Raw genomic sequence first — 18,934 nt, forward strand, 5'->3', positions numbered from 1 at the left:
CGTTTACACTGGATGCTGGTCGGGCCGCAGTAACCCCGGGCTCCAATATTCGCCGCTCCGAGCGGCCTCGCGCCGAGAGGCGTTCTGCGGCCCGGCCTTCACTCTGCATTCTCTTCTCCGTTGAATCGTCTTTCCACCAATCCGAGCCGGGTTCGGCACCGAACCCTAGTCATGGAACGGAAGAAGACCTGACATGCTAGGTCTCATGACTGCTGATTTCGACTTCGACCTTGAGTCGAGTGCTCCTGCCTCCAAGGAGGAGCTGCTGGGCCGTGTGGCCCAGGGAGACGAAGCGGCTTTCGGGGACCTGTACGACCAGATGGCACCTCGGGTGCTCGGCCTGGTCAAACGCCTGCTGGTCGACCACGCGCAGTCGGAGGAGGTGACCCAGGAGATCTTCCTGGAGATCTGGCAGTCGGCGTCGCGGTACGAGGCGGCGCGTGGCGGTGCCTCGACCTGGATCCTGACCATGGCGCACCGGCGTGCGGTCGACCGCATCCGGTCGTCCCAGGCCGGCCGCGACCGGGACACGAAGATCGGCATCCGCGACCTCGCGGTGGAGTACGACAACGTGTCCGAAACCGTCGAAACACGAATCGAGCATGAAAGGGTGGAAAAGGCGATGTCCAGATTGACCGAACTGCAACGCCAGGCGATTAGCCTCGCGTACTACGGCGGTCTCAGTCACAGCGAAGTCGCCGAACGCCTGCATATCCCGCTCGGTACTGTGAAGACCCGCCTTCGAGACGGCATGATCCGTCTGAGGGACGAATTGGGGGTGGTGTCATGACCGGCCCAGGCAACAACCGCGTCGACAACGGGGGCGAGAACCCCGGCGAGCTGTCCGGCGCCTACGCCCTCCACGCGCTCAACCCTGACGAGGCCGCAGGCTACGAAGCCCACCTCGCTTCCTCGGAGCAGGCCCGGATCGAGGCCGCTGAGCTCAGCGACACGGCCGTGGCCCTTGGCCTGGCGACCGCGCCGGTCCAGCCGTCCGCAGCCCTCAAGGCGTCGCTGATGGCCCGGCTCTCCTCGACCCCGCAGCTTCCCCCGCTCCCGGCTCCCGCGGACGCCCCGGCCGTGCGTGCCGCACCGGATGCCGCCCCGACCGCCGCCGAGGCATCCGCCGGCCCCGTCACGCCCATCGCTGCGCCCACGCGAGGCACCGCGAGCGAGCGGGCCAGGCAGCGTTGGTTCCGTGGACCGGTCGGCATGCTCGCCGCCGCCGCCGCGGCCGTCGCCCTCTTCGTGGGTGGCGCCTTCGTCGGCCAGGCGTTCAACACCGACCAGTTCCAGCAGCAGCAGGCGGCCGGACTGGCCCAGATCAACTCGGCGCCCGACTCCAAGCGCGCCTCGACCACCACCGCCGACGGCCACCAGGCCACCCTGGTCTGGTCCGCCGAACGCAGACTCTCCGCCCTGCTGGTCGACGACCTGCCGGCGTTGCCCTCCGACAAGGACTATCAGCTCTGGTACATCGGCGGGAAGGGTCCGGTTTCGGCGGGGACCTTCGGCTCCTCCGGCACCGGAACGGTCTGGCGCGTGCTCGACGGCAGCATGACGGTCGGCGACCTGATCGGGGTCACGGTCGAACCCAAGGGCGGCTCCACGCAGCCGACGACCGACCCGATTGTCGCCATCCAGAGTTCCTGATTCGATCGAAGTAGGCTCGGGGTATGACGCTGCCCTTCACCCTGCTGATCGACCCGGTTCCCGCGGATTCGCCCCGCACCGACTTCGCCGACACCTTCCACGAGATGGAATCGACCGCACCGGCGTTGCGGGTGGGCGAGCTGAGCACCCAGCGCGGTGACGGCATCTTCGAGACCCTCAGCGTGGTGAACGGCCACCCCCAAGAGGTCGAACCGCACATCAGTCGGCTGCGGAACTCGGCCGAGATCTGCGAGCTGCCCGTGCCCAACGCCGCGCAGTGGCGGGCGGCGATCGCCTACGCCGTGGACCGGATCCCCGGTGAGGGAGAACTCGCGCTCAAGTTCGTGCTCAGCCGAGGCGTCGAGTCGGGGCCGGCCCCCACGGCGTGGCTGCACGCCACAGCGGCGCCCGACTACCGCGCGGTGCGGGAGCAGGGCGTGCGCGTCGTCACCCTGGACCGCGGCTACCCCCGCGGGGTGGCCGAGCAGGCGCCCTGGCTGCTGATGGGCGCGAAGACTCTCAGCTACGCCATCAACATGGCGGCGATCCGCGAGGCGAAGCGCCGAGGCGCCGACGACACGATCTTCACCACCCATGACGGCTACGTGATGGAGGGCCCGACGTCGAGTGTGATCATCCGGTCGGGCGGCGTCTACGTCACGCCGGCGCCGAGCGGCGCCATCCTGCACGGCACCACCCAGCAGAGCGTGTTCGAGTACCTCGAAGCCGCGGGGGAGAAGACGGAGTACCGGGATGTCACGGTCGCGGAGCTGCGGCACGCCGAGGCGGTGTGGCTGGTCTCCAGCGTGCGCCTGGCCGTGGCCGTCACCTCCATCGATGGTGAGCCGTGCCCGGCGGACTCCGACCTGACCCGGTCCCTCAACGCCCACCTCCTCGCCCGCACGGCCTGACTCGACTCGACTCGCCCGTCGCCGCCCCGCCCTTCCGCGAGAGCGGCTCAAGGGCGGGAGCGGATGCCGGGTGCGGGTGTGGCGCGCGGGTCAGCCGAAGCGGCCGGAGACGTAGTCCTCGGTGGCCTGGATGCTCGGGTTCGAGAAGATCGTCGTGGTGTCGTTGTACTCGATCAGCTTGCCGGGCTTGCCGGTGCCCGCGATGTTGAAGAACCCGGTGCGGTCCGAGACCCGAGAGGCCTGCTGCATGTTGTGCGTGACGATGACGATCGTGTAGTCGGCCTTCATCTCCTCGATCAGGTCCTCGATCGCGAGGGTGGAGATCGGGTCGAGGGCGGAGCAGGGCTCGTCCATCAGGATCACGTCGGGCTGTACGGCGATCGCCCGGGCGATGCAGAGGCGCTGCTGCTGGCCGCCGGAGAGGCTCGAGCCTGGCTTGTCGAGGCGGTCCTTGACCTCCTGCCACAGGTTGGCGCCCTGGAGCGACTTCTCGATCAGGTCGTCGGCGTCGGATTTCGCCATCCGCCGGTTGTTCAGCTTCACGCCGGCCAGCACGTTGTCGCCGATCGACATGGTCGGGAACGGGTTCGGGCGCTGGAAGACCATGCCCACCTGGCGGCGCACGAGCACCGGGTCGACGCCGGGGCCGTAGAGGTTGTTGCCGTCGATGAGCACCTCGCCCTTGACGTAGGCGCCGGGGATGACCTCGTGCATGCGGTTCAGCGTGCGCAGGAAAGTGGACTTGCCGCACCCGCTCGGCCCGATCAGGGCCGTGACGGTGCGAGGCTCGATCGTCAGCGACACGCCTTCGACAGCCAGAAACTTGCTGTAATAGACGTTGAGGTCGTTGACTTCAATGCGCTTGGACATGCATTCCTTCGAGTTTGAGGCCAGCGGCCGGGTGGAGCCTAACGGCCGAGCTTGGGGGAGAAGAGTTTGGCGATCAGCCGGGCGATAGCGTTCAGCAGCATCACGATCAGGATCAGCGTGAGCGCCCCCGCCCAGGCCCGGTCGAGGTAGGCCTGCGTGTCCGTTCCCTGGTTGGCATACTGGGTGTACACGAACACCGGCAGGGTCATCATCCGGTCTTTGAACAGGTCGTAGTTCATGCTCGCGGTGAAACCGGAGATGATCAGCAGCGGCGCGGTCTCGCCGATCACGCGGGAGATCGAGATCATGATGCCGGTCACGATTCCGGCGAGGGATGTCGGCAGCACCACCTTGAGGATGGTCAGCCACTTCGGCACGCCGAGGGCGTAGGCGGCCTCGCGCAGTTCGTTCGGCACGAGCTTGAGCATTTCCTCGCTCGAACGCACGACCACGGGGATCATCAGCACCGACAGGGAGATCGCGCCGCCGAATCCGAACCGGATCCCGGGGTCGCTGAACAGGAGCGAGAACAGCGCGAACGCGAACAGGCCGGCCACGATCGAGGGGATGCCGGTCATCACGTCAACGAAGAAGGTGATCGCCCGCGCCAGCCGGCCCCGGCCGTACTCGGTCAGGTAGATCGCGGAGAGCAGCCCGATCGGCACGGAGATCACCGTGGCGAGGCCCGTGATGAACAGGGTGCCGATGACGGCGTGCAGCGCGCCGCCGCCGGCGCCGACGACGTTGCGCTGGGACGAGGTGAAGAACGTCGGGGTGAGGAAGGCCGGGAGCCCGTTGATGACCGTCGTGGCGACGAGGGAGACCAGGGGGAGCAGGGCGATCACGAACGCGGCGGTGACCAGAGCCGTGACCAGCCGGTCCTTGGCCTTCCGCACGCCCTCGACGAAGTAGGAGAGCAGGTATATCGCGATGCAGTAGAGCACCGTGCCGAAGAACAGGGTGCCGGCGACGTTGAAGCTCGTGCTGATGCCTGCGAGCTGCACGATCAGGAAGACGGCGGCGGTCACCAGCCAGCTCGCCAGCAGCACGACGACCGCGGAGTACTTGGGCAGCTTGCCGGCGGTGAGCGAGTTGGTGAGGGGCGCGGCCACGGTGGTGGTGCTCATCAGTTCGCTCCAGAGAATGCCTTGCGGCGGTTGATGATGACCCGCGCGACCATGTTCACGGCCAGGGTGATCACGAACAGGACGAGGCCGGTGGCCAGGAGGATGTTCACGCCGGTGCCGTGCGCCTCGGGGAAGTTCAGGGCGATGTTCGCGGCGATCGTCGTCGGGTTCTGGGACGTGAGCAGCTGGAAGATGACCTGGGGGCTCGGTGAGAGCACCATGGCGACGGCCATGGTCTCGCCGAGGGCGCGGCCGAGGCCGAGCATCGACGCGGAGATGATGCCGGAGCGGCCGAAGGGCAGCACCGCCATCGCGATCATCTCCCAGCGCGTCGCGCCGAGGGCCAGGGAGGCCTCCTCGTAGAGCACGGGGGTCTGCAGGAAGATCTCCCGGCAGATCGCGGTGATGATCGGCAGCACCATCACGGCCAGCACGATCGACACCGTGAGGATCGTGCGCCCGGTTCCGGAGACGGGACCGGCGAAGAGGGGGATCCAGCCGAACCATTCGACCAGGCTCGTGTAGAAGGGCTGCAGCAGGGGGGCGAGCACGCCGATTCCCCACAGGCCGAACACCACCGACGGCACGGCGGCCAGGAGATCGATGATGTAGCCGAGACCCTGGGCGAGCTTGCGCGGGGCGTAATGCGAGATGAAGAGGGCGATGCCGATCGCGAGCGGGATGGCGATCAGGAGCGCGAGGAATGCCGACCAGAGCGTGCCGAAGGCCAGCGGCCAGACATAGGCCCAGAAGTTGGCGGCGTCGCCGTTGAAGTCGGCGGGTGTGGCCACGAACGCCGGGAGGCTCTGCACGAGCAGGAAGGCCGCCACGGCGGCGAGCACGGCGAGGATGAGGCTGCCGGCCACCACGGTCGCGGTCGAGAAGACCCGGTCGCCGGCTCGCTGGGGGGCCCGGATCGAGTCACGGGCAACGGTGGTGGTCATGCCGGGCGTCTCCCTGGAGTGGTGAGGTGCTGGAGTGGGGGGAGGAGGTTCGAGCCGCTGGCCACAAACCTAAGTGTGCCCGGTCCCGGGGGCGCATGCAATGCGACTCCCGGGCCGGGCAGACTCGAAGCGGTGTTACTTGATGGTCTTGAGGACCGCGGCGACCTTGTCGGCCAGCTCGGCGGACAGCGGCGCTGCACCACCGGCCGAGGCGGCGACGGACTGGCCGTCGGTGCCGGCCATGTAGCTGACGTAAGCCTTGACGAGCTCACCCTGGGCCGGCTTGGCGTACTCGGTGCAGACCAGCGCGTAGCTCACGAGCACGAGCGGGTAGTGCGTCGGGTCCGTGGTGAGACGGTCGATCTTGATGGCGATGTCGCTCGCGTCGCGGCCCTCGACGAGGGGCGAGTCGTTCACGACGGCGGCGGCGGCATCGGCCGTGTAGCCGACGAACTTGTCGCCGACCTTGATCTTCGCAACGCCGAGCTTGCCGGCCTTGGACGCGTCGGCGTAGCCGATGGTGCCGGTGCCGTTGGTGACGGCGTCGACGACACCGGAGGTGCCCTTGGCGCCTTCACCGGTCTGGTACGGGAAGGGGTCGCCCGGCTTCTCGGTCCAGACGTCCGGTGCGGTCTGGTTGAGGTAGTCGGAGAAGTTCTTCGTGGTACCGGAGTCGTCCGAGCGGTGCACGGCGGTGATCGCCGTCGTCGGCAGGGTCGCCTTCGGGTTCAACGCGGCGATGGCCGGGTCGTTCCAGGTGGTGATGTCGCCCTTGAAGATCTTGGCGAGAGTGGCCGAGTCGAGGTTGAGGTCCTTGACGCCCTCGACGTTGAAGATAACGGCGATCGGGGAGATGTAGACCGGGAGGTCGACGGCCTTGCCGGTGGGGGCGCAGGCGGCGAACGTGCCGGCCAGCTCCTCGTCCTTCAGGTAGGAGTCACTGCCGGCGAAGTCGGAGCCGCCGGCGATGAAGGTTGCGCGGCCTGCGCCGGAGCCGGACGGGTCGTAGTTGACCGTGACGTCGGGGTTGGCGGTCTGGAACGCTGCGATCCAGGCCTCCTGGGCTGAGCCCTGGGCGGACGAGCCTGCGCCGGTCAGGGTACCGGTCAGGGTGCTGGCGGCGTCAGAGGCGGCGGGTGCTGCCTCGTTCGCGGCGCAGGAGGAGAGTGCAAGAGCGGCAACGACGGCGATGACCGCGGGTCGGCCAAAACGCGTGAAATTCACAAGGATCCCTTTCGAGGGTTGACTGCAGAATTACTTGATTGCAAGACAGAAGCCGGTGCTGGCCTCGGTGAGACCATATTCACCGCGATTAACGACACTCCCCCCGTGAGGTGAACGGAAGGTGAACGCGCGTCAACGAATCGATCGGGCGCGCCGCCCGCCCACAGCGCCTACGCGGCGGGGGCGTGCGTTTCGATGGCGACGATGCCCGCGCTCGGGTTCTCCGCCGAGAGGTGCACGACGGCGAAGGCCCCGGTCTCGAGGCTGGCGGCGTCGGCGACGAACGAACCGAAGGTGGTGCCGGTGGCGAGGGCGATTTCGTGGAGGATCTCGGGCAGCACTGGTCCGTGGCTGCAGATCACGGCGGACTTGCGCGAGCGCACCCGTTTGCCGATTCCGGAGCGCACGTCGGCGAGACCCTGTTCGTAGGCGTCCTGGCTGAACGTCTCGGTGCGTTTGATCTGGATGCCGGTGGCGGCCGAGAGCGGCGCCACAGTTGTGACGCAGCGGGTGGCTGTGCTGGAGATGATGCGGCGGGGACGCCACGCGGCGATGGTGCCGACGAGACCGGCGGCCTGGGTGACCCCGCGTTCGGTGAGCGGACGGGTGCTGTCCGGCCCGTCCCAGTTGCCGGGCTGCACCGCCTTGCCGTGCCGGAGCGTGATCAGCGCGAAGGTGCGGGTGATGCCGGCGTCCACCAGCTTCGCGAACGCGTCGATGATCTCCACGTCGGGGGTGTAGCTGAGGTAGGTCCTGGCCTTCTTGATCGTGACCCATTCGATGGCGGCGACCTCGCCGTTGGGCACGAAGGTGGAGCGCTGGATCGCCTCCGGGCTCACCTCGGCGGCCCAGTAGTGCACGATCTTCTCGCGGCCGCCCGGCATCGCGTAGGTGGAGATGCCCAGCGGAACGCCGAGGGCCACCGCGAGCCCGGTCTCCTCTTCGATTTCCCGCACCGCGGTCTGCGGCAGTGTCTCGCCGGGATCGACCTTGCCCTTGGGGATGGTGACGTCTCCGTAGACCGTGCGGTGGATGAGGAGCACGTGCATCTTGCCCTCGATCAGGCGCCAGCAGACGGCTCCGGCGGCGAAGACGGGCGACTCGGTCATCGGCGGCCCGTCGGACGCTTGCGGAGGGAGATCTGCTGCATGAGCCGGTTCTGCATGTCGTCGAGCGGATGCCCGGCCCCGTCCAGGTGGTGGCGTATCCACTCTCCCGAGCTGTCCAGCCACCACGACGCGGTGCGGTCGTCCATCGCCCGGTTGAACAGTGCATCGATCTCGCTGAGGTGCTCCGGGTCGACGAGGCGCACGAGTGCCTCGACGCGGCGGTCGAGGTTGCGGTGCATCATGTCGGCGCTGCCGATGTACACCTGTGGGTCGGCGGCGTTGTGGAAGGAGAAGATTCGCGAGTGCTCGAGGTACCGGCCGAGGATGGACCGCACCTTGATCGTCTCGCTCATCCCGGGGACTCCCGGCTTCAGGCTGCAGATCCCGCGCACCCAGATCTCGATCGGCACCCGGGCCTGGCTGGCCCGGTAGAGCGCGTCGATGATGGCCTCGTCGACCATCGAGTTCACCTTGATCCGGATGCCGGACGGCTTGCCGGCCAGCGCGGCCGCGGTCTCGTCGGCGATGCTCCTGAGCAGGGCGCGGCGCAGGTGCAGCGGCGCCACGAGGAGGCGTTTGAACTTCTTCTCGATGGCGTAGCCCGAGAGTTCGTTGAACAGCCGGGTGAGGTCCTTGCCGACCTGCGGGTCGGTGGTGAGCAGCCCGAGGTCCTCGTAGAGCCGGCTGGTCTTCGGGTTGTAGTTACCGGTGCCGATGTGGCTGTAGTGCCGCAGCAGGCCGTCTTCGTTGCGCACGACCAGGGCGAGCTTGCAGTGCGTCTTCAAGCCGACCAGGCCGTAGACGACGTGCACGCCGGCCTTCTCGAGCTTGCGGGCCCAGGAGATGTTGGCCTGCTCGTCGAAGCGGGCCTTGATCTCGACGAGGGCGAGCACCTGCTTGCCGGATTCCGCGGCGGCGATCAGGGCCTCGACGATGGGGCTGTCGCCCGAGGTGCGGTAGAGGGTCTGCTTGATCGCGAGCACGTTCGGGTCGGCGGCGGCCTGCTCGAGGAACGCCTGCACGCTGGTCGCGAAGGACTCGTACGGGTGGTGCAGCAGGATGTCCCGGCGCCGGATGGAACTGAAGATGTCCGGCTGCGCGTTGGGCTCACCGGCCATCAGCTGCACGGCCGTGGTCGGCACGTGCTTGGCGTAGTGCAGGTCGGGCCGGTCGATCCGCAGGTCGAAGAGACCGCCGAGGTCGAGCGGCGCCGGCAGCCGGTAGACCTCCTGCTCGGACACGTCGAGCTCGCGAACGAGGAGGCCGAGGGTCACCTCGTCCATGTCCTCGGTGATCTCGAGGCGGATGGGCGGGCCGAAACGGCGCCGTAGCAGCTCCTTCTCGAGCGCCTTGATCAGGTTCTCGGTCTCGTCTTCCTCGATCTCGACATCTTCGTTCCGGGTCACCCGGAAGACGTGCTGTTCGAGGATGTCCATGCCGGGGAACAGATCGCCGAGGTGGTTGGCGATGAGGTCCTCGAGCGTGATGAAGCGCACGCTCTCCACGTTCTCGCGCCGGTCCACCCGGATGAACCGCGGCAGCATGGTCGGCACCTTGAGCCGGGCGAACTCCTGCTTGCCGGTCTTCGAGTTGCGCACCCGCACGGCGAGGTTGAGCGAGAGCCCGGAGATGTACGGGAACGGGTGCACCGGGTCGACGGCCAGCGGCATCAGCACCGGGAAGATCTGGTTCGAGAAGTAGCCCCGAAGCGAGTGGTGGTCGGCCTCGTCGAGGGTGTCCCACTTGACGATGTCGATGCCGGCCTCGGAGAGTGCCGGGATCACCTGGTCCTGGAAGGCGTGCGCGTGCCTGGCCTGGAGCACGTGCGCCGCCGCGGAGATGTCGGAGAGGGCGTCCTGGGGAGCCCGGCCGATGTTGGTGGGCACGGCGAGGCCGGTGAGGATGCGCCGCTTGAGCCCGGCAACCCGCACCATGAAGAACTCGTCCAGGTTGCTCGCGAAGATGGCGAGGAAGTTGGTGCGCTCGAGCACCGGCAGGTCAGGGTCTTCGGCGAGTTCGAGCACGCGCTGGTTGAATGCGAGCCAGCTCAGTTCGCGGTCGAGGTAGCGGTCCGGGGGCAGCGCAGGGTCGTTCGTGCCGATCAGGGGATCGAAATCGTCATCGAAGTCCGTGCCGAGACCGGAGTCCGTCGGGATGTTGTCGCCGTCCATCTGTCCATCTTGACACCGAGTGCGGGGCCGAGGCGACGATCCGGCATGAACGGATGGCTAACGGGCGTCCCGGCGGTACTGCACGTCGACGGTGTGGTCGGTGAAACCGAGCGAACGGTAGAGGTGCACGGCGGCCGTGCTGTCCGCCTCGACGTAGAGCGCCGCGGTGGTGGCGCCCCGGGAGCGCAGGCGTTCGAGGCCGGCGAGCATCAGCCGGCGGCCCAGGCCCTGCCCGGCGGCATCCGGGTGCACGCCGATGACGTAGATCTCGCCGATGGCATCGCCCGGCTCGATCTTGAGCCAGTTGTAGCCGAGGATGCAGCCGCTCGTGCGGTCGCGGGCGAGCAGGAAATCGCCCGCGTCGAACCAGGGCTCGGACTGCCTGGCCTCGAGGTCGGCCAGGGTGAGTGCGCCCTGCTCCGGGTGACCCGCGAAGACGAGGGCGTTCAGGGTGACCCACGCGGCGTTGTCGGTTCCGGGGTGAAAGGGGCCGATCTCCGTCGCGGCGGCGAGCGTGTCGCCTGGGTCAGCCGCAGCGGGGCTGCCGCCGGTGCCCGCGGCCAGCGGCATCCGCAGTTGCAGCAGGGTGCGGCCGGCCGTGAAACCGAACCGGGCGGCGAGGGCCCGGGCTCCCGGATGGTCACCGTGCGACCAGGCGGTCAGTTCCCCGGGCAGGCCTGGCAGCAGCGCCGTCAGTGCGGCGGTGGCGTGCCCGCGGTGCCGGGCGGCGGGCCGCACGACGAGGTCGAGTTCGTCCAGCCCGGTGACCACGGCGCCGACGAGGTTCCCCGCGTCGGAGATCAGCAGCGGGGTGCGCCGCCCGGCCGAGACGTCGAACAGGGTTTGCTCGTTGAACGGGTGGTAGCCATCCGCTTCCTCGGCCTCGGCCGCGATGCGACGGAACCCTGAGGCGACCACGGCATCCGCCGGTTCGGGCCGGTCCTTCAGATCAGGCTCTGACCGGATGAATTCCACGCACACCGTCCTCTTCTGACACGTTGAACCGGTAACCGACGTTGCGCACGGTACCGATCAGCGACTCCTGGTCGCCGAGCTTGGCGCGCAGCCGGCGAACGTGCACGTCGACGGTGCGGGTGCCTCCGAAGTAGTCGTAGCCCCAGACCTCGCTGAGCAGCTGTTCCCGGGTGAATACTCTCGACGGGTGCGCGGCCAGGAAGCGCAGCAACTCGAATTCCTTGTAGGTGAGGTCGAGGGAGCGCCCGTGAACCTTGGCCGAGTAGCTGGCCTCGTCGATGACCACGCCGGCCGCGCGGATGGTGGCGGTTTCCTCTGGCCGGGGGGCTCGGCCGATCGCGAGCCGGATGCGGGCGTCCACCTCGGCCGGGCCGGCCGCGTCCAGGATCACGTCGTCGACGCCCCAGTCGGCGCTGACCGCGGCCAGCCCGCCCTCGGTGATCACGAGCAGGAGGGGAACCGTGTTCCCGGTGGTGCGAAGAATCTGGCAGAGCGACCTGGCGGCGATCAGATTGGTCCGGGCATCGACCAGGATCGCGTCGGCGTCGGGCGCGTTGACGAGCTGGTCCGGCTGGGCCGGAATGATGCGCGTGCCGTGCGACAGCAACGCCAGGGCGGGGAGAACCTCACTGTTGGCCGCCGAGGTCAGGATCAACAACTGCGCCACGCGCACCCTCCAAGGATTGTGGCCCCATACTAGCGTGCCGCGAATCCGGCCCGGGCAGGGCAGAATGAGAGGGTGAGCTGGCAGTGGAAGAGCGTCGTGGTGGTCTGGTTGTTCGCGCTCGTCTGCGCGGTGCTGACCGGGCTGCTCTCGTTCCCGGGCCAGGCGCTGGTCTGGATCGGACTGTCCTTCGCCGGTTGCGTGATCGGAACGCTCTGCGTTCAGCTCGCCACGGGCCGCAAGGAAGGCTATGTGAACCGGGTGACGGTGAGCCTCGTCGGGGCCGTGGCCGTGCTCGCCGGTGCCACCGGCATCTTCGCCCTGGCCGGCCTCGCCTAGATTTCGACCGCGGGCGGGCTAGAGTTGAGTCATGTCAACCCTCGCACTCGAAATCTTCTTCCTGGGGCTGCTCGCGCTGGCGAGTCTGTCGATCGCCTGGGTCTCCGGAATCGTCCTGTTCAAGCTGTTTCGGGGGCAGCGGTAACCTTCGATGTTCGAGCTTCCCACGCAGCTCCCGTCCGAACTCGTCCCGCTCTCGTGGCTTCTGGGCGTCTGGGAAGGCTCCGGCATCCTCGACTACGCCATCGGCGACACGTCGGTCACCCGGGAATTCGGCCATCGCCTGAGTTTCAGCCATGACGGCCTGCCGCATCTGAACTACAGCTCCTACACCTGGCTCGAGCCGGTGCCCGGCTCCGGCAGCGACGAGAAGACCCCGTTGATGACGGAGACGGGCTACTGGCGGCTGAGTCGGCCGCAAGGGGCGGGTGACCCAGGCCCCGGGCTGCTGCCCGCCGAGGGCGAGCATCCGTTCGTCACCGCCGCGGCGGTCGAGACGCTCCGCAACGCCGACGGCGGGTTCGACATCGACGTGACTCTCGTGCACCCCGGGGGAGTGGCCGAGATCTACCTGGGCCAGGTGAAGGGCCCCAGAATCGACCTGGCCACCGATGCCGTCATGCGCACCCAGGGTGCCAAGGCGTATTCGGCGGCCACCCGGTTGTACGGCCTCGTCGAGGGCCATCTGCTCTGGGCCTGGGACATCGCGGCGCTGGGCCAGCCGCTCCGCACGCACGCCTCCGGCCGGCTCAAGCGGGTCGAGTAGAGATTTACGGAAAGAGCAACCATGAGCCCGGCACCCGTGTCCCCCCTCCTCGAACTCGACGGCGCCGTGCAGGCGGACGGCCTCGACGCCGGTGTCGCCGCGCACTACGGCAACCCGATGATCGAGCAGCGACGGCTGCTGGCCGGTGAGGCCGTCGTCGACCTCTCCAACCGGGGCGTGCTCGGTGTGGCCGGGCCCGACCGGCTGACCTGGCTCAACTCGATCTCCAGCCAGGAACTGCGCAGGCTCGCCCCGGGAGAATCGACCGAGACGCTGCTGCTCGACCCGAACGGCCGGATCGAATACGCGATGGCCGTCGTGGACGACGGTGTGGAGACCTGGCTGATCCTGGAGGCAGGCGAGCTGCCCGGCCTGCACGCCTGGCTCGACAGGATGCGCTTCACCCTGCGCGTGCAGGTCGTCGACCACAGCCTGGCCTACGCGGTGATCGGCACGATGGCGGCCGAACCGGCGGCCGTGTACCTGGTCCCCGCCGCACCGAACGGTGTCGCGCTGGCCTGGCGGGACCCGTGGAACACCGTCGGCAACGGCGGATTCCAGTACGCCGACGCCCCGGCCCATCCCGCCGCCGACTGGAACTGGACCGAGGCCCTCGTGCCCCGCGACTCCCTGCCTGCGCTGCGCGACGCCGTGCGGGAAGGCACGGTCGCCGCCGCCGGCACGCTGGCCCTCGAAGCGCTCCGGATCGCGGCCTGGCGCCCACGCCGGGCCACCGAGGTCGATGAGAAAACCCTGCCGCACGAACTGGACTGGCTGCGCAGCGCCGTGCACCTGAGCAAGGGCTGCTACCGCGGCCAGGAAACCGTGGCGAAGGTGCACAACCTCGGCCACCCGCCGCGCCGGCTCGTGCTGCTCCACCTGGACGGGTCGGACGCGGTGCTGCCCGTGCACGGCGACGAGGTGCAGGCGACGAAGAAGCTGGCGGACGGTGAGACCGAGCGGCGCACCGTCGGCATGATCACCTCGAGCGCCCGGCACCACGAACTCGGTCCGATCGCCCTCGCGGTGATCAAGCGCACCGTCCCGGCCGACGTCACCCTGCACGTTCAGTCGCAGGGGATCTCCGTGGCGGCAGCCCAGGAGGTCATCGTGCCGCAGTCGGCCGGCTCCGTGGCGGAGATCCCCCGCCTGCCGCGGCTGGGCATCCGCACCCCCGGCCACTGACCGCCCCGGCGGCCCCGCCCCGCCCGGACCCGGCACCTCGGTAGAGTTGAAGGCATGTCAGAAACATACAATCTCATCCTTCTCCGCCATGGCCAGAGCCTATGGAATCAAGAAAACCTCTTCACCGGCTGGGTCGACGTGAGGCTCAGCGAGCAGGGAGCGACCGAGGCGCGCCGTGCCGGCGAGCTCATCGCCGAATCGGGCCTCCTGCCCGACGTGCTGCACACCTCATTACTTACCCGTGCCATCCAGACCGCGAACATCGCGCTCGAAGAGGCCGACCGGCTCTGGATCGACGTTAAGCGGTCCTGGCGCCTGAACGAGCGCCACTACGGTGCCCTGCAGGGACTCGACAAGGCCGAGACCCTGGCCAAGTTCGGCCCGGAGCAGTTCCAGCTGTGGCGCCGTTCCTTCGACGTGCCGCCGCCCGTGCTCGCCGACGATTCCCCCTGGTCCCAGGCGCACGATCCCCGTTACGCCGGCCTCGGCGACCTCCTCCCGCGCACCGAATGCCTCAGCGACGTCGTCGACCGGATGCTGCCCTACTGGGAGTCCGACATCGCCACCGACCTGCGCGCGGGCAAGACCGTGCTCGTCACCGCCCACGGCAACTCGCTGCGCGCCCTGGTCAAGCACCTCGACGGCATCTCCGACGCCGACATCGCCGAGCTGAACATCCCGACCGGCATCCCCCTGGTCTACCGCCTCGGCGAAGACCTCATGCCGCTCGGCCCCGGCACCTACCTCGACCCCGAGGCCGCCGCAGCCGGCGCCGCGGCCGTCGCCGCCCAGGGCGCCAAGAAGTAGCCTCACCCATCAACCGATCGAACGAGAAAGCCCCGGAAGCGATCGCTTCCGGGGCTTTTCTCGTGCGGGGACTGCGGCGGCCGTTATCAGCCGGAGTGGGCCGCGCCGGTGTTCTGCTGCCAGGCGCCGGTGCCGAGGTACTGCACCTTCTTCGCGATCGAGACGGCGTGGTCCGCGAACCGCTCGTGGTAGCGGCTGGCCAGGGTCGCGTCGACGGTGTCGGCGGCCTCACCCTTCCAGGTCTCCCCGAGCACGGCGTCGAAGACGCTCAGGTGCAGGGCGTCGACCTTGTCGTCCTCGTTGCGGATCGTCTCGGCCAGCACCATGTCCTCGTTGGTGAGGAGCTCGGTGAGCATGGTCGCGATCGCCGTGACCAGGCTGCCCATCTCGGCGAACGTGCCGCGCAGGCTCTTCGGCACGACCTTGTCGGGGAAGCGATAGCGGGCCAGCTGGGCGATGTGCGTCGACAGGTCGCCCATCCGCTCGAGTGATGCGCTGATGCGCAGGGCGCTGACGACGATGCGGAGGTCGCGGGCGACCGGCTGCTGCCGGGCGAGGATTGTGATCGCCAGTTCGTCGAGCTCGATCGTCAGTTCGTCGATCTTCTCGTCTTCGCTGATCGCTTCGTCGGCCAGGCTCACGTCGGACTCGTTGAACGCCCGGGTCGCCTTGTTGATCGAGATCGCCACGAGACGGGAAATCTCCACCAGACGGTCCTGGACCTCGGCGAGCTCCTGTTGAAATACTTCACGCATAAGTGTGTGGTCCTTCCTGGCGCGCGTTACGCGCAGACACGTGAGACCCACCTGGCCCCCAGCGAATCATGCTGGACCGAGGTTAACGGCAGGTGCCGCGGGCTTGAACACTTCCTAAAGTAGCTTGCGCCCGGCGGTCGCGCGTCAACCGCCCCGATCAACTGTCAGTAATCTGGCTAAATGGAATCGACATGGCTTGTGCTGGTGTCGCTGGCACTCGGCCTCACCGTCGGTGCCGGCTTCGTCACCCTGTTGCACGTTGCCGAACGGCACGGCCGTCGCGCCGCCGAGGTGGTGAACCCGGCGGTCCCCGACGGGATCGACCAGGTGCTCGACGCCCTCGAGAGCGCGGGAGCCGTGCTCGACCCGTCGAACAATGTCATCAAGGCGTCACCGGCCGCCGTGTCGATGGGCCTGGTCTGGAACCAGCAGCTGGTGCATCCTGAACTGCTCGAGCTCGCCAGGAAGGTGCGCCGTTCCGGCGATCCGATCTCCGAGAACCTGATCCTCTCGCGCGGTCCGTTCAACGACGCGAGCATGCGCGTGCGCGTGCGGCTGGCCCGGCTCGGCACCCGGTACGTGCTGATCCTGGCCGAGGACCGCACCGAGGCTTTCCGGCTCGACGAGGTGCGCCGCGACTTCGTCGCGAACATCAGCCACGAGTTGAAGACGCCGATCGCCGCGGTCGGACTTCTCGCCGAGGCGCTCGACCAGGCGGCGGATGAACCGGTGCAGGTTCGGCGGTTCGCCAACCGACTGACCACGGAGTCGGGCCGGCTCACCCGGTTGACCCAGGAGATCATCGAGCTCTCCCGGCTCCAGGCGCAGGATTCGCTCTCCGAAGCGGAACTGCTCAACGTGGACGCCGTCGTCTCTGCCGCCGTCGACCAGAGCCGGGTGGTGGCCGATGCGGCGCGGATCACCATCGCCGTCGGCAAGAAGTCCGGCGCGGAGGTCAACGGCGACGAACGCCTGCTCGTGATGGCCGTGCACAACCTGGTCGCCAACGCCGTGCACTACTCGCCGGAGGGGTCCCGGGTCGGAGTCGGGGTGCGCCGCCACGACGGCGTGGTGGAGATCACCGTGACCGACCAGGGCGTCGGGATAGCCGAAGCTGACCTCGAGCGCATCTTCGAGCGCTTCTTCCGGGTCGACCAGGCCAGGTCCCGGCACACCGGCGGGACCGGCCTCGGCCTGTCGATCGTCAAGCACATCGTGCAGATCCACGGCGGCGACATCCGCGTCTGGTCGCAACCCGGCAGCGGGTCGACTTTCACCATCCGCCTTCCCGAGGCGCCCCAGCCCGCCCCACCGACGACAGGAGAGGCACAGTGACGCAGGATGCGGTGACGCACTGCCCGCTGGCTCTCCACCAGCAGAGTGAAACAGGAGATCCACAGTGACGCACATCCTTCTGGTCGAAGACGAGCAAGCCCTGAGCGAGCCGCTGAACTTCCTGCTCGAGCGGGAAGGCTACGAGGTAACGGTGGCCGAGGACGGCCCAAGCGCCATCCGTGAGTTCGACCGCACCGGGGCCGACCTCATCCTGCTCGACCTCATGCTGCCTGGCATCCCGGGCACCGAGGTCTGCCGGGAGATCCGCACCCGGTCGACCGTCCCGATCATCATGCTCACCGCGAAGGACTCCGAGGTCGACATCGTCGTCGGGCTCGAGCTGGGCGCCGACGACTACGTCACCAAGCCGTACTCGACGAGGGAACTGCTCGCACGCATCCGGGCCGTGGGCCGCCGGCGCACCGAGGTCGAGCTCGAGGACGACAGCGTGCTCACCGCCGGCACCGTGAGCATGGACATCGAACGGCACACCGTGTCGGTCTCCGGCGAGGTCGTGAACATGCCGCTCAAGGAATTCGAACTGCTCGAGTTCCTGCTCCGCAACGCCGGCAGGGTGCTCACCCGCGGCCAGCTGATCGACCGGGTGTGGGGCACCGATTACTTCGGCGACACCAAGACGCTCGACGTGCACATCAAGCGCATCCGCTCACGGATCGAGTCCACGCCATCGGAGCCGACCATGCTGGTCACCGTGCGGGGGCTGGGCTACCGCTTCGAGGCCTGACCGCCGCCCGGAAGCTGGCCGTCGCGCCCGCGCCCGGGTCCGCAGCCCGCGCCCGCCGCCGCGGCCGCGCGCTGCGGAAACCGGCGCGGGCTCGCGCAACGCGCGCCGACGCAACGCCGGGCCTGGGCCCGGCGGCGGCGGGGCTACGGCGTGGGCGTGGGCGTGGCCGTGGGAACGAGCGTCGAGTACTGGCCGAGGGAGCCGTCGAGCACCGGCACGAGGAGCTCGACGCCGGTTTCGTTGCCGTACTGGAAGAAGACCGGGAACAGCGACCCCGGCTGGGCTTCGATGGCGTCCAGAGCGAGGACCGGGGAGTCTTCGGTGCCGAAGGTGGTCGTGGAGTCGGCCTTCACGGTGACCTTCTGGGTGACCTTGCCGGAGTCGCCGGTGAACTGCACGCTGAGGCTGTGCGCCGAGTCGCCCGAGTTGACGACCGTGACGAGGAGGCTGCCCGTCGTGCCGTCTTCCGAGAGCACGATCGCGTTGCGGATGGCCAGGTCTCCCACATTGCCGCTCACGCCGTCACTGGCGTCATAGTGCTTGGTGGTCGACTGCGGCGCCAGGAGGTTGCAGCCGCTGGTGCCCAACAGGACGCCGGCCGCCAGAACGACAGACACTAAGACTCGAGCCCTCACAAGACCTCCACAACAGTTCGGTGATCCGCCCATGGCGGAGCACCGGAAATTTGGCTTTGAGCCTAGCCTACTGGTCGCGCGCGGCCCGGCGAGCGGGGCTATTGGCGCGGCGAACCCTACCACCGTCAGCTGTGGTATCCTAGACGTTGCTGAAGGGATATACATACATGCTTTTTGAGGTTGGCGAAACCGTCGTTTATCCCCACCATGGAGCCGCGACAATCACCGAGGTGAAGACGCGGATTATCAAGGGTGAAGAGAAACTGTACCTGAAGCTCAATGTTACTCAGGGCGATCTCACCATTGAAGTACCCGCCGAGAACGTCGACCTCGTCGGCGTGCGCGACGTGATCGGTAAAGAGGGGCTCGACAAGGTGTTCGAGGTGCTCCGCGCGCCGTTCACCGAAGAGCCCACCAACTGGTCACGCCGTTACAAGGCGAACCTGGAGAAGCTCGCCTCGGGCGACGTCATCAAGGTGTCCGAGGTCGTCCGCGACCTGTGGCGCCGCGACCAGGACCGCGGCCTGTCCGCCGGCGAGAAGCGGATGCTGGCAAAGGCCCGCCAGATCCTGATCTCCGAACTGGCCCTGGCCGAGAAGACCGACGAAGAGAAGGCATCCACCGTTCTCGACGAGGTTCTCGCTTCGTAACACCGTTCTTTCGTTGGAGGGCGGCGCCGCAAGGTGCCGCCCTTCGCGTTTCCCCTCCCGGCAGTCAGC

20 protein-coding genes are annotated in these 18,934 nt (G+C 68.1%); 10 read left to right on the forward strand and 10 right to left on the reverse strand.

The window, feature by feature from the left end:
- Nucleotides 1-193 precede the first annotated feature (193 nt).
- From IWX89_RS02855 to IWX89_RS02865, 3 genes are read left to right on the forward strand one after another with little or no spacing between them, the layout of a single operon-like run.
- Nucleotides 194-790, forward strand: a complete 597-nt coding sequence (locus tag IWX89_RS02855) for a sigma-70 family RNA polymerase sigma factor (protein WP_196902031.1) — start codon at nucleotides 194-196, stop codon at nucleotides 788-790.
- Complete coding sequence (locus IWX89_RS02860; RefSeq protein WP_196902032.1) at nucleotides 787-1,653, forward strand: anti-sigma factor domain-containing protein; 867 nt, start codon at nucleotides 787-789, stop codon at nucleotides 1,651-1,653. The genes IWX89_RS02855 and IWX89_RS02860 overlap by 4 nt, the downstream gene beginning before the upstream one ends.
- Before the next feature lie 23 nt (nucleotides 1,654-1,676).
- The gene (locus IWX89_RS02865; RefSeq protein ID WP_196902033.1) at nucleotides 1,677-2,564 is read left to right on the forward strand and encodes an aminodeoxychorismate lyase; all 888 of its coding nucleotides are present in this window, start codon (nucleotides 1,677-1,679) and stop codon (nucleotides 2,562-2,564) included.
- 90 nt (nucleotides 2,565-2,654) lie between these two features.
- Here the strand turns inward: IWX89_RS02865 and pstB are convergent, their stop codons facing one another.
- The 8 genes from pstB to IWX89_RS02905 all read right to left on the reverse strand — a co-directional run bounded on the left by pstB (nucleotide 2,655) and on the right by IWX89_RS02905 (nucleotide 11,651).
- Nucleotides 2,655-3,434, reverse strand: coding sequence for a phosphate ABC transporter ATP-binding protein PstB (pstB, locus tag IWX89_RS02870; protein ID WP_134506797.1), 780 nt, complete (start codon nucleotides 3,432-3,434; stop codon nucleotides 2,655-2,657).
- A 38-nt stretch (nucleotides 3,435-3,472) separates the two neighbouring features.
- Entirely contained in the window at nucleotides 3,473-4,561 is a 1,089-nt protein-coding gene (gene pstA / locus IWX89_RS02875; RefSeq protein WP_196902034.1) for a phosphate ABC transporter permease PstA, read from the reverse strand.
- Entirely contained in the window at nucleotides 4,561-5,505 is a 945-nt protein-coding gene (gene pstC, locus IWX89_RS02880; RefSeq protein ID WP_196902035.1) for a phosphate ABC transporter permease subunit PstC, read from the reverse strand. Before pstC ends, pstA begins: the two co-directional genes overlap by 1 nt.
- A 135-nt stretch (nucleotides 5,506-5,640) precedes the next feature.
- Nucleotides 5,641-6,729, reverse strand: a complete 1,089-nt coding sequence (gene pstS / locus IWX89_RS02885) for a phosphate ABC transporter substrate-binding protein PstS (RefSeq protein WP_196902036.1) — start codon at nucleotides 6,727-6,729, stop codon at nucleotides 5,641-5,643.
- 170 nt (nucleotides 6,730-6,899) lie between these two features.
- Nucleotides 6,900-7,838 carry an NUDIX domain-containing protein gene (locus tag IWX89_RS02890; protein ID WP_196902037.1) on the reverse strand — a complete coding sequence of 313 codons (939 nt, stop codon included), beginning with the start codon at nucleotides 7,836-7,838 and terminating at the stop codon, nucleotides 6,900-6,902.
- Nucleotides 7,835-10,009, reverse strand: a complete 2,175-nt coding sequence (locus IWX89_RS02895; RefSeq protein WP_196902038.1) for an RNA degradosome polyphosphate kinase — start codon at nucleotides 10,007-10,009, stop codon at nucleotides 7,835-7,837. Before IWX89_RS02895 ends, IWX89_RS02890 begins: the two co-directional genes overlap by 4 nt.
- A 57-nt stretch (nucleotides 10,010-10,066) precedes the next feature.
- Nucleotides 10,067-10,984: a mycothiol synthase gene (gene mshD, locus IWX89_RS02900; RefSeq protein ID WP_196902039.1), complete on the reverse strand. Its 918-nt coding sequence runs from the start codon at nucleotides 10,982-10,984 to the stop codon at nucleotides 10,067-10,069.
- The gene (locus IWX89_RS02905; RefSeq protein WP_196902040.1) at nucleotides 10,959-11,651 is read right to left on the reverse strand and encodes a response regulator transcription factor; all 693 of its coding nucleotides are present in this window, start codon (nucleotides 11,649-11,651) and stop codon (nucleotides 10,959-10,961) included. Before IWX89_RS02905 ends, mshD begins: the two co-directional genes overlap by 26 nt.
- 72 nt (nucleotides 11,652-11,723) lie before the next feature.
- Here IWX89_RS02905 and IWX89_RS02910 point away from each other — a divergent pair, with 72 nt between their 5' ends.
- From IWX89_RS02910 to IWX89_RS02925, 4 genes are all read left to right on the forward strand, one after another.
- Nucleotides 11,724-11,987, forward strand: coding sequence for a hypothetical protein (locus tag IWX89_RS02910; RefSeq protein WP_196902041.1), 264 nt, complete (start codon nucleotides 11,724-11,726; stop codon nucleotides 11,985-11,987).
- Nucleotides 11,988-12,138: 151 nt separating this feature from the next.
- Nucleotides 12,139-12,753, forward strand: coding sequence for an FABP family protein (locus IWX89_RS02915; RefSeq protein ID WP_196902042.1), 615 nt, complete (start codon nucleotides 12,139-12,141; stop codon nucleotides 12,751-12,753).
- A gap of 21 nt (nucleotides 12,754-12,774) precedes the next feature.
- Entirely contained in the window at nucleotides 12,775-13,938 is a 1,164-nt protein-coding gene (locus IWX89_RS02920) for a folate-binding protein YgfZ (RefSeq protein ID WP_196902043.1), read from the forward strand.
- Nucleotides 13,939-13,992: 54 nt separating this feature from the next.
- A complete protein-coding gene (locus IWX89_RS02925; RefSeq protein WP_134506819.1) occupies nucleotides 13,993-14,745 on the forward strand; it encodes a phosphoglyceromutase in 753 nt (250 codons plus the stop codon).
- Nucleotides 14,746-14,831: 86 nt separating this feature from the next.
- Here the strand turns inward: IWX89_RS02925 and phoU are convergent, their stop codons facing one another.
- Complete coding sequence (gene phoU, locus IWX89_RS02930; protein WP_196902044.1) at nucleotides 14,832-15,500, reverse strand: phosphate signaling complex protein PhoU; 669 nt, start codon at nucleotides 15,498-15,500, stop codon at nucleotides 14,832-14,834.
- A 180-nt stretch (nucleotides 15,501-15,680) separates the two neighbouring features.
- On the opposite strand from phoU, the gene IWX89_RS02935 reads away from it, so the two are divergent.
- Entirely contained in the window at nucleotides 15,681-16,835 is a 1,155-nt protein-coding gene (locus IWX89_RS02935) for a cell wall metabolism sensor histidine kinase WalK (protein WP_196902045.1), read from the forward strand.
- Between the two features lie 64 nt (nucleotides 16,836-16,899).
- Entirely contained in the window at nucleotides 16,900-17,580 is a 681-nt protein-coding gene (locus tag IWX89_RS02940) for a response regulator transcription factor (protein ID WP_196902046.1), read from the forward strand.
- A gap of 143 nt (nucleotides 17,581-17,723) precedes the next feature.
- Here IWX89_RS02940 and IWX89_RS02945 read toward each other — a convergent pair whose 3' ends face one another.
- A complete protein-coding gene (locus IWX89_RS02945; RefSeq protein ID WP_307836372.1) occupies nucleotides 17,724-18,197 on the reverse strand; it encodes a hypothetical protein in 474 nt (157 codons plus the stop codon).
- Nucleotides 18,198-18,382: 185 nt separating this feature from the next.
- Here IWX89_RS02945 and IWX89_RS02950 point away from each other — a divergent pair, with 185 nt between their 5' ends.
- On the forward strand, nucleotides 18,383-18,865 hold the full coding sequence (locus tag IWX89_RS02950; RefSeq protein ID WP_134506949.1) for a CarD family transcriptional regulator: 483 nt from the start codon (nucleotides 18,383-18,385) through the stop codon (nucleotides 18,863-18,865).
- Nucleotides 18,866-18,934: the final 69 nt, after the last annotated feature.

It is taken from the genome of Cryobacterium sp. MP_M3 (genome assembly GCF_015752155.1).
Lineage (GTDB): Bacteria > Actinomycetota > Actinomycetes > Actinomycetales > Microbacteriaceae > Cryobacterium.